Raw genomic sequence first — 15154 nt, 5'->3', positions numbered from 1 at the left:
ACGAATTTGCGTACTAACTTACGTTTTTTTGCCATTGTATTAAACTAGGACCTGTTAATACTAATGTAAATAGGCAAGTAGACTGGCGAGTAAATAGAATTATTAAAGAGAGTTATTTATGAAATTTAATAGCACTGAACGGTATGTGGCGACGGACGAATTGCGAATGGCGGTAGACGCTGCTGTAACATTGCAACGCCCACTGTTAATTAAAGGTGAGCCAGGAACGGGTAAAACCATGCTGGCTGAAGAGGTAGCAGAAAGCTTAGGCAAACCTCTTATCCAGTGGCATATTAAGTCTACTACCAAAGCCCAACAGGGGTTATATGAATACGATGCCGTGTCTCGCCTTCGAGACTCTCAACTGGGTAATGATGATGTCCACGATATTAATAATTACATAAAACAAGGTAAGTTATGGCAAGCTTTTACTGCACCTGAACAAGTAGTTTTATTAATTGATGAAGTCGACAAAGCGGATATTGAATTTCCTAACGACTTACTGGTTGAGTTGGATAAAATGGAATTTTTTGTCTACGAAACCGGCGAAACAGTAAAAGCTAAACATCGTCCTATTGTTATTATTACCAGTAACAATGAAAAAGAATTGCCCGATGCATTTTTACGCCGTTGTTTTTTTCATTATATCAACTTTCCTGATCGTGAAACCATGACGCAAATTGTTAATGTGCATTTTCCTAAGATAAAATCGACCTTGGTGAAGGAAGCTCTCGATATATTTTTTGATGTGCGCAATGTTCCAGGGTTAAAGAAAAAGCCCTCCACTTCAGAACTGGTCGATTGGCTCAAATTGCTGCTGGCGGATGATATTCCCGATGATGTACTGACCAACCGTGATCCCAGTAAAGCGATACCGCCGCTATATGGTGCTTTGCTTAAAAATGAGCAGGATGTTCACATGTTAGAGCGCCTAGCTTTTATGTTGCGCCGTGAAAAGCGTTAATACACCTCCATAAAATAGTATATTGTTATGTTAATTAATTTCTTCTATGGACTTAAACAAGCGAAATTACCCGTTTCTATAAAAGAGCATCTTATACTATTGGAAGCTTTAGATGCCGGCCTGGGGTTTGGCTCGGTCGATGATTTTTACCTATTATCTCGCACTGTGCTGATTAAGGATGAAAAATATTTTGATCGTTTTGATAAGGCTTTTAGTGCATATTTTGATGGTCTTGCCAGTATTGAAGATATCATAGATACAATAATCCCTGACGATTGGGTTAAGTCTGAATTTTTAAAGTCCTTAACGGAAGAAGAAAAAAATAAGATTGAATCTTTAGGTGGCTTAGAAAAACTAATAGAAACCTTTAAACAGCGTCTAGAGGAGCAACAAAAAAAACATAAAGGCGGTAGCAAGTGGATCGGCACCGGCGGTACATCGCCTTTTGGCAATGACGGCTATCATCCTGAAGGGATTCGAGTCGGGGGCAAAAGCCGTAACAAAAAAGCCGTAAAAGTTTGGGAAAAAAGACAATTCAAAAATCTAGATGATAGTGTCGAGTTAGGTACCCGTAATATTAAAATGGCATTACGCAAATTGCGAAAATTCGCCAGAACGGGGGCTGCTGATGAGTTGGATTTATCCGATACAATCTCTTCTACTGCTAAAAATGCAGGTCTGCTTGATATTAAAATGGTGCCTGAGAGGCATAACGCAGTAAAGGTTTTGCTGTTTTTTGATGTAGGTGGTTCGATGGACCCTTACGTAAGTATTTGCGAAGAATTATTTTCGGCCTGTCGCAGTGAGTTTAAACACTTAGAGTATTTTTATTTTCATAATTTTATCTATGAAAATGTGTGGAAAAATAATGCTCGCCGTACCACGGAAATGACACCGATGATGGACATCCTACATAAATACAGTAAAGATTATCGCGTTATTTTTGTTGGCGATGCTTCAATGTCTCCTTATGAAATTCTCAGCCCTTACGGCTCAGTTGAATATATGAATGAAGAACCGGGCGCGCTATGGATGGAGCGTTTAACAGACACTTTTAATAAAGTTGTGTGGCTAAATCCAACACGTTTTAGTGCATGGGAGTACACGCAGTCTATTGATATCACTCGTAAACTTTTAAAAGATCATATGTATCCTCTCACCATAGATGGTATAGATCAAATGATTAAATATTTGAGTAAGTGATTTAGAGTCTGTGAGTGATAATTTATCGGTGTTGTAAGCTAGCTAGGAGGGCACAAACTATGTTTGCTGCAATTGCGATAAATGGTGAATAATCAGTAAAAAATTGCAAGCAATATCATCATTTTATTAGCAGGTAAAATTTTTAAAGCCCTCTTTAAAAGAGGGCTTTTTAGTGTTGGCTATTTACTTAAGCTCTTATACTAAGTGGCTTATAACGCTTATAAAAATGTCATTATTTTGACGGCTTTTTTCGTTATTATTCTTTCTATATAACCAGAAGAACAAATATATATTCCCAATATGTATCTTATCAATTTATCAATACGATAAATGCGCTCTAATTTTAGTCAGCTAGATTTGGTTAAAAGCGAAACTTTTTTATTTTTATCCCGTATAAATATCTGTCTATCACGTAAATATAACGTCATGGAATTTTCTCATAAATACAGACTCCAAATTTATGAGTAATGTAGTAAAGTTGCATACAAGTTGGCACAATAAATGAGCTTATTGAGAAATCTGAAAATAGATGATAAAAAGCTAATATATTGCAATTCGATGCAACAGTCTGCTAACAGGCATTCGGTACCAAAATAACTATAAGCATCAGGAAATGTTATGAAATCGTTGAAGTTACATACTCATCCTACCTCTGTAGGACATGGTAGTGGTGTAGAATTTGCCAAAAAGAGCACAATGGCTACTCAGTATTCGGATGACTTTATTGATAATATCGACAGGTCGTGCGAAACCGCTGATTTTGTATGTGATAAGTATCAAGAAGATGTTGCTCTTAGAGATAAGGTCACCTTGCTAGTAGTGCTTATGTTAATCAGTACTATGGCGTTATCTTACAATTGGCTATCGTTTACTAATTTGGCGATAGTGGTTTTTTGCTTGTCTTCTCTTTCAGCTATGTATAAGCGATATCGTCTAAGCAGTGTACTGCGTAAGATCTAGCTAGGTTCGCGTGTAAAATATCCTAGCGATTTAAGGTTCGGTACACGCAATAACAGACTGATATTGCCGCATTGCTTTTGTTTAATGCGAATTTGTCTGCCGAGGATGGATCACATTGTTACGCAAGTTACCTAAGAGCGCTCTTTTACTTGGATCCTGTTGTTGATTTTATCGATTTCTCTTGGCGCATTATATAAACTTATCCATATAAGAGCGTTGCTTTCCCTGAGACAGTCATCTATATTCAAACACCGTAAATCGCGCTATTCGATTATCCCAATGATCAAAGGCTAACTGCCTGGCCGATATCAATTGTCTGCGAATATTCACCTGTGCTTGCAAAACAACCAATATACTCCTAGGAATTATATGCAAATATCGCAAATACTTTTCACGAAGTTTCTGTCTCGAACTAAAATTATCCTTTATGCTGCAGTGCTTTATATTCTTCCGATTTCGGTTAATGCCGCTCATCAATGTGATCCAGTATCTTTAGCTGTTTTAGGTAGTGGTGGCCCGGAACTGGACGACGGCCGCAATAGCTCTGGCTTTGCTATTTTATTGGAAGATAAGGCGCGAGTGTTGGTTGATACAGGAATGGGAACCAGTCGCGAGTTTGAACGAATGTCTCTTAAGTTTAATGATGTTCAGGCGGTTCTTATCACTCATTTACATGTGGATCATGTCAACGATCTTCCGGTATATGTAAAAGGCTCATTTTTTACTGGCCGTGCAGAAGATCTTCAGCTATTTGGTCCGTGGGGCAACGAGCATCTGCCGAGTATGGAAAGCTACATTAAGCAAATACTCGATAAAAAAGATGGCCTCTATCCGTATTTACATCGCCACCTCCCAGAATATGAAGCACCTTATAGTTATAACTTTCGCACGCAGTCTGCACCCGCTGAGAAAAGCCAAAATTTTACGGTAAACAAAAATTTAATAGTATCCAGTCTACCTACAAGTCATGGCGCTTTGCCATCTGTGGCGTGGAAGGTGAATATCGGAGGTTGTCACCTTGCTTTTATGGGGGATAGTGGTTCAAAAGCCCGCGATGCAATTGCTAAGTTTGTTAAAGACGTGGATCTACTTGTACTTAATATGCCAATTGAAGTAGGTGCTCCAGAGCCTGTGCAGGCTCTGCATATGGTACCCGAGGATTTAGCAGTAATTGCCAAAAACTCAAAGGCTAAAAAAGTAGTGCTGGCTCATTTTATGAAACGCAGTCTTAAAAATCTTAGTGCAAATGCTGATATAGTAAGTAAAGCTATTAAAAGCACTGCTTTATTGGCAAAAGACGGTGATAAAATACCCGTAAAGTAATTTCTATATAAACTGTAGCGTGCCAAATCAATAAGATGTGGAGGATAGTATGGCTTTTTTAAAAGTAGGGAAGCTTTGTTTTCAAAAAAGTAGGACGGGGATACTGGTAATTTCTCTATTAAGTTTCATTGCTTTGTCGTGCTCCACGCAAACAGGACTTCCTTCTCAACAATTCTCAATTATAGTCGAAGACCCTAATAGGATACGCTTTTCCGGTAAAGGGGCGGGTGCAGGAATGATGCTAATGTCTACCCTGGGGCCAACTGGAATTGCGGTAGGTATCGCTATTGATGAGGGTATAGGAAAAGAAATTGATGAGCGTGCGAAAGCGGGGCAGGTGAATATTGAGCGTATTTTGCAAGAACAACTTGCAAAAACATCAATCAAATACCCCCCCAAAACGGAGATTGTTATTCAGCGCTACGGCTTTCTTTCCTCCTCAGAAAATAGAGATAATGTTCTCCCGCAATTGCATCTTGTTATTATAAGCGATGGACAAAAAAGAACTTTAAAATATCCTGAGGACTATAAAGAAGTTGCGTCAAATCCACCTTCAGCGCCATTGGAACATGTAAAAAGTGATGCTGAAGTTATCGAAGAATTACTTAATAAAACTGCACATTTTCTGGTGGGAGAAATGATATCTTTATATTGAAGGCAGTGCTTGGCCACTTCTAGTAAAGCAGATCGTATATAAAGTGTGTTATCACTAGATTGAGTAGCTTTAAGTATTCTTTCTAGTGAAATTTGATTGCTTAAACCTTTTCTTTAAATAATGGAAAATGAAGAAACAATATAATTGGAAATGAGATAAAGAATAGAAACAATATCATATTCTTTATTAGTTTTATCCAATCAGCAGAAATTCCACTTAAGACCACTAATTGATATAAAAAAGCGCTAAATAAAACTGAGACAACAGCTGCCATTATTGACGTTGTAATTACAACAGGAACTATCTTACTAAAATTCTTAATTATTCTGTTAGCGATAAAATCGCTGTTCCTCTTAAATATGGCATTGCCTTCTCGATCTGATTCTACTGGTCTATAGGACTGTAAATGCTTCATTTTTATAATCCAATAAATGACGATTCATATTTACCTATTAAGTATCGAATTATCAATTAAAGTTCATCTTTAGGTGATCTATAGACAGAAAACACATATCGAATATAAATGTTCGCTATTTTTTAAGGTGGTATTAGGCTTTGGTGTAAAAATGGGCTTAAAAAATTACTGAATTGCCAAAGATCATATTTATCACTAATGAGATATTTGAAAATGAAATATCGATCTATCAGATGGCTTCGGCGCTAGAATTAAAGTTATCGAGCCATACTACTAATTGGTCAAAGCCAATTGGCCGAGAAAAATAGTATCCTTGTATATAATCGCAACCGTAGCTTTCCACGATACGTAAAACATTTTCATCCTCTATACCTTCGGCCACAACGGTTAGTCCTAAGCGATGTGAGAGCAAAATAATTGCTTCTATTACTATCCCGCCGTTATCATTGAAGTCGCGTAAGAAGCTTCGATCAATTTTTAACTCATCGATTGGTAATCGAACTAGATAAGAAAAAGAAGAATAACCGGTGCCAAAATCGTCCATTGAAAGCTTGACACCTAAAGGTTTAATTTTTTTCAGGGCATCGATAGTTTGTTGAGGGTTTTTTGTTGTACATGATTCTGTCAGTTCTAGTGTAATATTTTCTCTGGGGAAGCTGTATTGATTTAGGATGTCGCCTAATTTCTCGAAGAAATTCACATCATTGAGCAGGCGACCAGATAAATTGATGGATATTTTAAGCTCGTATCCCTGTGCCTTAAGCTTTTCAGCGTCTTTTAGACTTTGTTTCATTACCCATTCGGTAATTGTTTTAATTAAAGACGATCGTTCTGCAATAGCAATAAATTCATCAGGAGGTATAAACCCCAGATCTGGATGGTTCCACCTCAATAAGGCCTCAATACCCTTGACTTCTCGCGTAGAGCTCACGATGATAGGTTGATAATATATAATTAACTGATTGTTATGAATAGCATGTTCTAGATCTTTCGAGATTATTTCTCGCCGGTGTATCTCATAGTTTACTTGTGTATTATAAAGGGCAAAACCATCTTCATTTTTTTTGGCTTGATACATTGCCATATCTGCATTTCGAAATAATGAGCTAGCATCATTTCCATGATCTGGATATATAGCAACACCCACATTAATGCCAGAAAATATACTTTCGCTTTCGTATGCTATGGGGTCGTAAGCGCAATTCACAATTCTTTTGCCAACATGTTCAATCGAAGTTTTGTCAATATTTTGCAGCAACATCGCAAACTCATCGCCCCCCATACGAGCTATGGTGTCGGCATCACGCATTGATTGGTTCATTCTTCGAGATAATTCCTTTAATACTGCATCGCCAGCTTGATGACCAAAGGTGTCGTTAATCTCTTTAAATTTCCGTAAGTCAATGCTGGCGACTGCGAAGCAAAATTCTTCTCTTTGGGCGGAGTGAAGAAGGTGTTCAATACGATCATGAAAAAGGTTTCGATTTGGAAGGCCAGTCAAAGGGTCATGTAAAGAGAGATGCTTGAGTTCTTTGTTTATTTTTTCTATTGTTGATGTTCTTTCTAAAACTCTCTGTTCCAGCGTCAGATTTTGCTTTTCAATAATATTTATCTTATCGATAATAGCATTTTTCATTTTTAAAAAGCTATCGGTCAAACTGTGGATCTCGTCGTTAAATCCAGAGTGATAAATTCTCTCTAGTTTATGCTCTTCTTCTATTTTTCCCGCTTCGTTCGGTATCAATCTCTGGGTGGCTTGATTAAGTAGGTCAAGTGGCTCAGATATAATTCGCTTGATGAAAAACAAGAATATCAACCACAATGCAAAAGTTTTTATCAACGAATTGATAATGATGATGAAAAAACCATATTTTACACGTGAGATAATAGAAGAATGATGAGAGTAAATATAACAATAACCTATAACTGCGTTTTTATCTGAACTAAAATTATCTTTAATAGGAAACTTATATTGAAATATTGTCTTTGTCTGCGTGTCTTCTTTATAACTTATTTCATAAACATTTCCTTGCCCAAAATCACCTTGATGTTCGGTAAAAGATATTAGAATATCATCGTTAACGATATTGCCATCGACAGTAAATAGATTGCCTTCTGTATCTGTTACTTTTATTCCTGTGACTATGCTGATTTTTTTTACACCTTGTAGGGTGGCTTCCATCTGATCAACATCAAAATTCCATATAGACTGAGCCAAACTGTTTTCGAGTGTTTCACCAAGATTAGATAGTTCATTGAATATGCTTTTTTTTACATTCAAATATTCAGAGATCAATTGTACACTCGTTACAAGTAAAGCAATGACAAAGTACCACCCAAATACATGGCGTAATAGACGAATTCCTATATTTTCATTCAAGGAAATAAGCACATTGAAGACCAATCGTTAACTATATTAAAAAATAGTAGAACAAAAATATGCTTTTGAATTATTTAGAGTATGAAAGTAAATATAAGAAATGTTTATAAGAAAGTTATAAATAGTTAAGATTTCTTATTTGTTACCGTAAAAACTACGTATTTACAGAAAAACGTTGTTTTAGGCGCTAGTTAATAACTATTTAGTAACTATTACCTGTGTGTTCGCTATAATTATATGAACTGCTATGAGAAAAGTAGTATAAGAATAGCTGTACGTAGCATTAGGTACTTAGAAAACTATTGAAATACTGGTGGAGATGCTCCGAAACAGCTTCGTTCTATGAAAATATTCTTGCTTACTCTGATATTATTCATATCTATAAACCACGTTTACGCTAGCCAACAGATTGTATGGCATCTCCAGTCTCAGGCTCCAGAAGCTAATCCCGATTATATTGCGGTACAGAGATTTGCAAAAAACATCAAAACTATGACGAATGGTCGCCTGTCTATCATCACTATTCCAGGTGATAGTATTGAACGTAAGTCGAAAGGCCCCGGTATTTATAATGCCATCAAACATAACAAAGTTCAGATGGCAGTGGGATGGCCTAATTGGTGGCAGGGCTCAGATATCGCGTGGAATGCCTTGCAATCTGGCCCTTATGGATTTATGAATATTGATGCTTCTATGATGTGGTTTTTTGTAGGTAACGGCACTAAATACGCCAACGAATTGACAAGCAAAGATGGCATACTTTGGCGACCTGCTTGGTGGGCAGGCATGGAACTTGGTTTAATTACCCAAAAAGAAATTAAAGGTCTAGATGACTTAAAAGGTAAATCTGTGCGGATTGGTCCTGGTATTCCTAATGAGACTTTGCGACTAGCCGCTCCTGGGATTAGGACAGTTACTATTCCTAGTGCTGATATTAAAAAAGCCTTTGAATCGGGTAGGTTGCACGGTGTTGAATGGACGGTGCCCAGTGCAACCATAAAGATGGAGTTTCATCACGCAAAAAAAATGAAAGCTGACCATATCATTGCCCCAGCAATATGGCAGCCTTCTGTTCTCGGTGATTTCCTAATAAATAAGTCTTCTTTTGAAAGTCTTCCTAAAGATATACGGGCCATCCTAGAAACAGCCATGCAAGCTTTTGCATTAACTACGACTTTGCAAGGAAAGGTAATGGACATACAAGCGCTAGAGCAATTTAAAAGGGAAGGTGTGACGATTAGCGCATGGACTGAAGAAGATTTAAAAGTATGGAAGCAAAAGTCAGAAATTATTTATGATAAATACAGTAAACAAAGTAAAACATTTCAACGTTTTTTTTCTGATAAAATGGAGTTTAAAAAACAATTTAATGACTATTATAAAATATATGGCGCCTATGAGGACGTCAGCGATAATAATTAACCCATCTTTTTGAAAGCCTCTTTATATAACACTCTTCTACTGAATATGTTTGCTAAATTTAGTCTTCTTAACTCTTTATTATTCGGTTTTAGCATTGTATGTTGTGTAGGTGTATAATCGAATATCACATTCTAAGGGGGAGGGGAACTATGTTAAGACTGCTATTCTTTTTTGCTACGTTATTGCCTTACACCTATGTAAATGCTCAAAAAGAGCACGAGGTGCGCGAAGAAAATGCAATCCAAGCCTTAAGTTTTTTAGTCGGCAATTGGGCGGGGCCGGGTATATCTTATGGTGCTGATAAGTCACAGACGCCATATTATGACACCGAGTATGTTCGTTTTGACTTGGACAAAAAGCTACTATTAATAAATGCAAGAGGGGAGCGTGATGGTAAACAAACCTACGCCTTGCATACGGTCATATACTACGATGTGAAATCTGGTCACTATTGGTATACACCGTACTCAGGAGGTAAGCCCCGTTCTTTTAAGTGTGCCTTGAATGATAAAAAATTTATTTGCCTAAATAAAGCTGGCGACTTTCGACTAACTTTTCAGCGTCTTAAAAATGGTGAATGGAATGAGTATGGACAGAGACTTGCCAATGGCCAATGGCAAAAGACCTTTGAGACCATCCTCACCTCTAAAAACTAGGCGAGGTCTAAAAGTATCCTCTTCACCGCTTTCGGTGTGTAGAAAGCAATACGAATAATAAGACTATATAAACTAGATAGTTAAAATATGTTTTTTATCACTCAGGAATTTCATGATTGGTTCAATAAGAATTTGTCAATTTATCACTGTATTTTTGATAGAGAATCGTTTCACGACAATTTATTTGAAACGCATAATGTTGTTATGCCTGATCGACTCGCCAAGTCAGTACTGAAAAGACGATCAGAATATTTTGCTGGACGCTATTGTGCAATAAAAACGTTAAAACGTTTTGGTATTGAAACTTCTTTTATCGATACTGGTGAAAATCGTGAGCCACTATGGCCACAAGGCCTGATTGGCTCTATCTCTCATTGTAGTAATCATGCGGTGGCTGTTATCGATCGCTCTTCTAGATTTCTAGGAATTGGTATTGATATTGAGGATAAAATTAGCGCTAAAACTATGCATAATGTTCAAGAACAGATTTTAGATGAGCGGGAGTTGCAGATAATTAGTCGCAACCCGGAAGAGAAAGCCATATTATTTACTATGGCTTTCTCAGTTAAAGAGGCTTTTTTCAAAGCCGCTTACGGAAGCGTTAGACGCTATTTCGGCTTTGATGCTGTGTCAATTATTGAACTAGATCGAATGGCTAATACTGTCTCGTTTGAACTCAATGAAACTCTAGCGGAGGTTCTTCCCAAAGGAATGTTAGTCCAAGGAAGTTTCCATATCTTGCCAAATGAACAAGTTGTAACATGTATTACTCTTAATCACTGACAACCCTCTTATGCTAACTTCTCAATGTTCAAGCTACTCTTTGGCAGTGGCTTAGCTCTTATTTGCCTTTTATTACGACTTCTTTTACCTGCGCTCGACTTACCCCTGCATATAAACGCTTGTACCGCTATCCGTACCCTTACTTACGGTTAAGATAGTTATTTAAACTTTCCTGCTTCGATTCAAAACTGATTGCTTGACAAGCAATTCATCATGCATTAATCTACCTATCAGTAGATAGTTTTTTTACCCCTTTATTTTAAATATTTAACAGAAAACCATATAACCGAAAGTGAGGAAATGTAATGAAAATATATGATTTTGAGGGTTTCCCTAATCCTGCTCGTATTCGTATCGCATTAGCTGAGAAAGGCGCATTTGATAAAGTTGAATTTGTCTCTGTTGACGTTCCTGGCGGTGAGCATCGTAAGCCTGAGTTCTTGGCCAAAAACCCCGGCGCTTCTGTGCCTGTGCTTGAGCTTGATTGCGGCACAACTATTTCAGAATGTACTGCAATCACCGAGTATATTGATCAAACATTCGATGGTATCTGTCTTACAGGTAAAGATGCTAAAGAGAGTGCAGTTGTTCATATGATGCAGCGCCGTGCAGAGCAGGGAGTATTGGATGCTGTTGGAGCTTATTTCCACCATGCGACTCCTGGTTTGGGCCCAGATATTGAAACTTATCAAAATGCTGAATGGGGTAACAAGCAAAAGGAGAGAGCGCTCGATGGTATGCGTTACTTTGATTCAGTATTGGCAAACAATGAATACGTAGCTGGCGAAAATTTTTCAATGGCCGATATCACCTTGTTTGCGGGTTTAGCTTTTGCTGATTTTGTTAAAATGGAGGTTCCTGCTGAATGCACTAACCTTCTTGCTTGGAAAGGACGTATGGCAAGTCGACCAAGTATTGCAGGCTAATTGTGAGTACAGCACATCCTGAGTTTTATCTTAAGATGTGCTGTGTTTCAGTTTCCAGTAAAGCTACTTGATGGCGAATAACACTAGGCCATGCAAAGAAATATAAATTGATGTAAAAAGATACTAAACACAGTAAATATTATCCCGCTGATGTCGAAATACTCAATCTCGACTGAATAAAATCATTAGCCGCAAAGCTGGGCTGGTTGACCTATATATAGGAGGAATAACTTCCACGTTGCTTGATCTATTACTTGGTCTATTAATAGTCAGTTGGTGTTATAATTATTTACGAATAATATATTTGTAGGTAAATATCGATGTCTGATAAACGTTCAAAACTTGAAACTGTAGCAACGGCTACGGTACAACAATCTGGCTTTCACAATCTAAGCTTTCGCACACTTGGCGACGAAGTCGGTGTTAAATCATCAAGCGTACACTATTATTTTCCAGAAAAATCAGACCTTGCTTGCACTATTATTGATAAATATTCCATTACATTTAATGAATTATTGCAGGAGATTGATCAGCGCGAGACCAAATTACAGGGAAAAGTGGATGCTTTCATCGAGATATTCGAAGATGTTTTAAAGGCGAATAAGTTTTGTTTGTGTGGCATGATGGCGGCGGAAGTGATTACTCTAGATTCCCGTAGCAGAGATTTATTGCAAAAGTACTTCCATCAAGTGGAAGACTGGTTGAGTAATATTTTTGAGAAGCATAAAGATCAATTAAACACGCAGATAAGCCCTAAATCTCTTTCGAAAATTATAGTCTCTGGCTTAGAAGGCGCAATTCTTATTGATAGAGTCGAAAATGGGATAGATCGACTGCGGGCACAGCAAGAACTAATAAGAAGCTTTATTGTTTAGCGAGCAAAAAACAATCGATTTTTTGCCAAGTTTAGGCTATCAAGTTTAAGCGTGTTCGCAAATTAATTAGAAGATTAAGGTGTTAATGGATGGATTACCTTGATAAAAAAGTAGATTAATTATATTGAGCCGCTAGTAAAGATAAAGTAACCAGTCGAGCAGTGCAGCAAATGAGACAACGGTAATAGCATTACGACAGTAGGGCAATGAAAAGTTGCCCTATCTTGAAGATGCAATGATATTCTCGTTCTTGCTTAAAGATTTTTCACCTAAACGTCGTAAACCTAGAACTGCTAAGTACATCGCTGCACTAGCGCCAAGTAACCATGGGATGGAAAACTTAGGATGTTGCATAAAAGTGCCAATCTGGTAGAGGCAACTGGCTGTCCAATAGGCTAAAAAGCTCGACCAGGCGACAACCAAACTCGACCAATACCACCCCGACTCTCTCTGCATAGCTCCGATTACCGCGACACAAGGCGTGTAAAGCAGAATCAAAACCAAATAACAAAAAGCAGCAAAATGTGTTTCGAATAGAGATTGCATCGCTCTTAGGCCGGTATTTGAGACACCTTGTTCATCAGCGCTATCGCTAACACTGCCTAAACCTATTGGGTCGAGTAGTGCATTACTTAAGTCCAGTAAGTTGTTGCCAATAGATACGAAGGCTTCTACCGTGCTGTTTAATAGAGAAGAATCGTCTTGCTCATCAGCGCTCTCTCCGGCTACATCTTGGTATAGAGCATCCAGTGTTCCCACAACAGCTTCTTTGGCAAAAACGCCGGTGAATATACCTACAGTGGCTGGCCAATTCTCTTCCTTAACACCAATGGGTGCGAGCACGGGTGTTAAGGTCTTGCCTATTTTACTTAGCATTGAATCTTGGCTGTCTTGATTGCCAAAACTGCCGTCAATACCAATGGAATTGACAATCGTCAGCACTGTAACCACTTTAATTATGGTGCTGCCGGCTCTTACAATAAAGCCTCGTAGCCTGTGCCAACTGGTGGTGAGAATATTACGTAAGGTTGGAATGTGATAGGCAGGCATCTCTTGAAAGGATGGTGATGCTTGACCAGAAAACAGTGTTTTTCGAAATAGCCAGCCTGTAAAAACAGCCACTAATATTCCACACATATATAGCGCAAAAACTATGGTGGTGCCATTATTAGGAAAGAAAGCGGCGGCAAATAAAGCATAAACTGTAAGTCTTGCCCCACACGACATAAATGGTGCCATGGCAATAGTTAACAGGCGATCTTGCTCACGGGTAAGTGAACGAGAGGCCATCACTGATGGTACGTTACAGCCAAAGCCAATAATGAGCGGCACAAAGGAGTTGCCTGGCAAGCCAATTCTTGACATCAAACGGTCGACCACAAAAGCGGCTCGCGCCATATAACCAGAATCTTCAAGTACGCTAAGACAAAGGTATAAAAAGCCAATAACGGGAATAAATGTGCCTACCAGTTGAATGCCACCGCCAATACCATCGGCGACGATAGTAACTAACCAGTCTGGAGCTCCGATACTACCGAGTGCGCCGCCAAGGCTATCAACCAATAAAGCCCCCAGGAAGATATCAAAAAAATCTATAAATACCGCACCCAAGTTAATGGCTAGCATAAACATCAAGTACATCATTAACAGGAAAATCGGGATACCTAGCCATCGATTTAGCACTATCCGATCAATTTTTTCCGTAAGAGATGTGGTCTGCGGGGAGAACATGACCACATCACCGGTCTGTTCTTTAATCCAGTGGTAGCGCTCGGCAAGAGAGCTTTCTGAGCCGACAATCGCTGAGTTCGGCGTATTTAAGAAATCGGGTTGCTCAATAATTTTTTGGGTTAGGGTGCGCAGTTCAGGTAAGCCTTCATTACGGCTGGCTACTATTGGTACTACTGGCACGCCAAGACGATTTTGCAACTGCTCGATATCGATCTCGACACCCTGTTGGCGCGCCACATCCATCATATTAAGGATAACGATCGTGGGACATCCTAATGCTAGTAATTCCTGGGTAAGAAGCAGGTGTCTATTAAGGTTGGCGGCATCAACAATGTTGAAGACCAAATCGGGAGCGTCTTGATAGAGAAAATTGCGTGCTATTTCTTCATCGAGGCCCCGATCCTCAGAATTCAAAGAATAAATTCCTGGTAGATCGGTCACATCGATATGATGTTGGTCGAGTTTAAAAATCCCCGTCTTCTTTTCAACAGTTACCCCCGCCCAATTGGCAACTTTTTGTCTGGAGCCGGTTAAATCATTGAAAAGCGTTGTTTTTCCGCAGTTTGGGTTGCCAGCTAATGCTATACGAAATGTTTTCATAAACATTCCACATGAATTTGTTTGGCATCTGCAGCGCGAATACTTAACAAAGTATTGTCGACACGCACTTGCAATGGGTCACCCAATGGCGCGCTGCGAAGTATTTTAGCTGTCGCGCCGGGAATTACGCCGAGAGTTTGCAGACGGTTTAATGTTTCGCCTGTTTGAGAAAAGCCGGTAATGCGGCTTAATTGGTTCTGTTTTAGTTCTGCAAGCGTCATATAAAATACTGATCGTTAATTCTTTGTTAATACCAACATG

General features: G+C 38.6%; 13 protein-coding genes. 10 read left to right on the top strand and 3 right to left on the bottom strand.

The window, feature by feature from the left end:
• The first annotated feature begins 118 nt into the window (after positions 1 to 118).
• The 5 genes from BVC89_RS16900 to BVC89_RS16880 all read left to right on the top strand — a co-directional run bounded on the left by BVC89_RS16900 (position 119) and on the right by BVC89_RS16880 (position 5105).
• Positions 119 to 964 carry an AAA family ATPase gene (locus tag BVC89_RS16900; RefSeq protein ID WP_086932318.1) on the top strand — a complete coding sequence of 282 codons (846 nt, stop codon included), beginning with the start codon at positions 119 to 121 and terminating at the stop codon, positions 962 to 964.
• Positions 965 to 991: 27 nt separating this feature from the next.
• Positions 992 to 2167 (top strand): vWA domain-containing protein, encoded by a 1176-nt coding sequence (locus BVC89_RS16895; RefSeq protein WP_086932317.1) that lies wholly within the window; start codon positions 992 to 994, stop codon positions 2165 to 2167.
• Positions 2168 to 2785: 618 nt separating this feature from the next.
• Positions 2786 to 3127, top strand: coding sequence for a hypothetical protein (locus BVC89_RS16890; RefSeq protein ID WP_086932316.1), 342 nt, complete (start codon positions 2786 to 2788; stop codon positions 3125 to 3127).
• Between the two features lie 369 nt (positions 3128 to 3496).
• Entirely contained in the window at positions 3497 to 4450 is a 954-nt protein-coding gene (locus BVC89_RS16885; RefSeq protein WP_086932315.1) for an MBL fold metallo-hydrolase, read from the top strand.
• Between the two features lie 49 nt (positions 4451 to 4499).
• Positions 4500 to 5105 carry a hypothetical protein gene (locus BVC89_RS16880; RefSeq protein ID WP_086932314.1) on the top strand — a complete coding sequence of 202 codons (606 nt, stop codon included), beginning with the start codon at positions 4500 to 4502 and terminating at the stop codon, positions 5103 to 5105.
• 644 nt (positions 5106 to 5749) lie between these two features.
• On the opposite strand, the gene BVC89_RS16870 is transcribed toward BVC89_RS16880, so the two are convergent.
• Positions 5750 to 7900, bottom strand: coding sequence for an EAL domain-containing protein (locus BVC89_RS16870; protein WP_158657995.1), 2151 nt, complete (start codon positions 7898 to 7900; stop codon positions 5750 to 5752).
• 342 nt (positions 7901 to 8242) lie between these two features.
• On the opposite strand from BVC89_RS16870, the gene BVC89_RS16865 reads away from it, so the two are divergent.
• The 5 genes from BVC89_RS16865 to BVC89_RS16845 all read left to right on the top strand — a co-directional run bounded on the left by BVC89_RS16865 (position 8243) and on the right by BVC89_RS16845 (position 12562).
• Positions 8243 to 9322 carry a TRAP transporter substrate-binding protein gene (locus tag BVC89_RS16865; RefSeq protein WP_086932311.1) on the top strand — a complete coding sequence of 360 codons (1080 nt, stop codon included), beginning with the start codon at positions 8243 to 8245 and terminating at the stop codon, positions 9320 to 9322.
• A gap of 149 nt (positions 9323 to 9471) precedes the next feature.
• Positions 9472 to 9978 (top strand): hypothetical protein, encoded by a 507-nt coding sequence (locus BVC89_RS16860; RefSeq protein WP_086932310.1) that lies wholly within the window; start codon positions 9472 to 9474, stop codon positions 9976 to 9978.
• Between the two features lie 87 nt (positions 9979 to 10065).
• Positions 10066 to 10761 carry a 4'-phosphopantetheinyl transferase family protein gene (locus BVC89_RS16855; protein WP_086932309.1) on the top strand — a complete coding sequence of 232 codons (696 nt, stop codon included), beginning with the start codon at positions 10066 to 10068 and terminating at the stop codon, positions 10759 to 10761.
• Between the two features lie 305 nt (positions 10762 to 11066).
• Positions 11067 to 11687 carry a glutathione S-transferase gene (locus BVC89_RS16850; RefSeq protein ID WP_086932308.1) on the top strand — a complete coding sequence of 207 codons (621 nt, stop codon included), beginning with the start codon at positions 11067 to 11069 and terminating at the stop codon, positions 11685 to 11687.
• A gap of 320 nt (positions 11688 to 12007) precedes the next feature.
• Entirely contained in the window at positions 12008 to 12562 is a 555-nt protein-coding gene (locus BVC89_RS16845) for a TetR/AcrR family transcriptional regulator (protein ID WP_086932307.1), read from the top strand.
• 219 nt (positions 12563 to 12781) lie between these two features.
• Here the strand turns inward: BVC89_RS16845 and feoB are convergent, their stop codons facing one another.
• The gene (gene feoB / locus BVC89_RS16840) at positions 12782 to 14893 is read right to left on the bottom strand and encodes a ferrous iron transport protein B (RefSeq protein ID WP_086932306.1); all 2112 of its coding nucleotides are present in this window, start codon (positions 14891 to 14893) and stop codon (positions 12782 to 12784) included.
• Positions 14890 to 15114 carry a FeoA family protein gene (locus BVC89_RS16835; protein ID WP_086932305.1) on the bottom strand — a complete coding sequence of 75 codons (225 nt, stop codon included), beginning with the start codon at positions 15112 to 15114 and terminating at the stop codon, positions 14890 to 14892. The genes feoB and BVC89_RS16835 overlap by 4 nt, the downstream gene beginning before the upstream one ends.
• Between the last annotated feature and the right edge of the window lie 40 nt (positions 15115 to 15154).

This window comes from Agarilytica rhodophyticola (assembly GCF_002157225.2).
In the GTDB taxonomy this organism is placed as follows: Bacteria; Pseudomonadota; Gammaproteobacteria; order Pseudomonadales; family Cellvibrionaceae; genus Agarilytica; species Agarilytica rhodophyticola.
The sequence above is the reverse complement of the archived record's forward strand: the minus strand, read 5'-3'. Positions and strand labels throughout refer to the sequence as shown.

What these genes read in the sequence shown, in the direction of transcription:
- BVC89_RS16855 (WP_086932309.1), top strand. Translation starts at nt 10,066, where the DNA reads ATGTTTTTTATCACTCAGGAATTTCATGATTGGTTCAATAAGAATTTG.
- BVC89_RS16895 (WP_086932317.1), top strand. Translation starts at nt 992, where the DNA reads ATGTTAATTAATTTCTTCTATGGACTTAAACAAGCGAAATTACCCGTT.
- BVC89_RS16890 (WP_086932316.1), top strand. Translation starts at nt 2,786, where the DNA reads ATGAAATCGTTGAAGTTACATACTCATCCTACCTCTGTAGGACATGGT.
- BVC89_RS16850 (WP_086932308.1), top strand. Translation starts at nt 11,067, where the DNA reads ATGAAAATATATGATTTTGAGGGTTTCCCTAATCCTGCTCGTATTCGT.
- BVC89_RS16880 (WP_086932314.1), top strand. Translation starts at nt 4,500, where the DNA reads ATGGCTTTTTTAAAAGTAGGGAAGCTTTGTTTTCAAAAAAGTAGGACG.
- BVC89_RS16885 (WP_086932315.1), top strand. Translation starts at nt 3,497, where the DNA reads ATGCAAATATCGCAAATACTTTTCACGAAGTTTCTGTCTCGAACTAAA.
- BVC89_RS16865 (WP_086932311.1), top strand. Translation starts at nt 8,243, where the DNA reads ATGAAAATATTCTTGCTTACTCTGATATTATTCATATCTATAAACCAC.
- BVC89_RS16900 (WP_086932318.1), top strand. Translation starts at nt 119, where the DNA reads ATGAAATTTAATAGCACTGAACGGTATGTGGCGACGGACGAATTGCGA.
- feoB (WP_086932306.1), bottom strand. Translation starts at nt 14,893, where the DNA reads ATGAAAACATTTCGTATAGCATTAGCTGGCAACCCAAACTGCGGAAAA.
- BVC89_RS16860 (WP_086932310.1), top strand. Translation starts at nt 9,472, where the DNA reads ATGTTAAGACTGCTATTCTTTTTTGCTACGTTATTGCCTTACACCTAT.
- BVC89_RS16845 (WP_086932307.1), top strand. Translation starts at nt 12,008, where the DNA reads ATGTCTGATAAACGTTCAAAACTTGAAACTGTAGCAACGGCTACGGTA.
- BVC89_RS16835 (WP_086932305.1), bottom strand. Translation starts at nt 15,114, where the DNA reads ATGACGCTTGCAGAACTAAAACAGAACCAATTAAGCCGCATTACCGGC.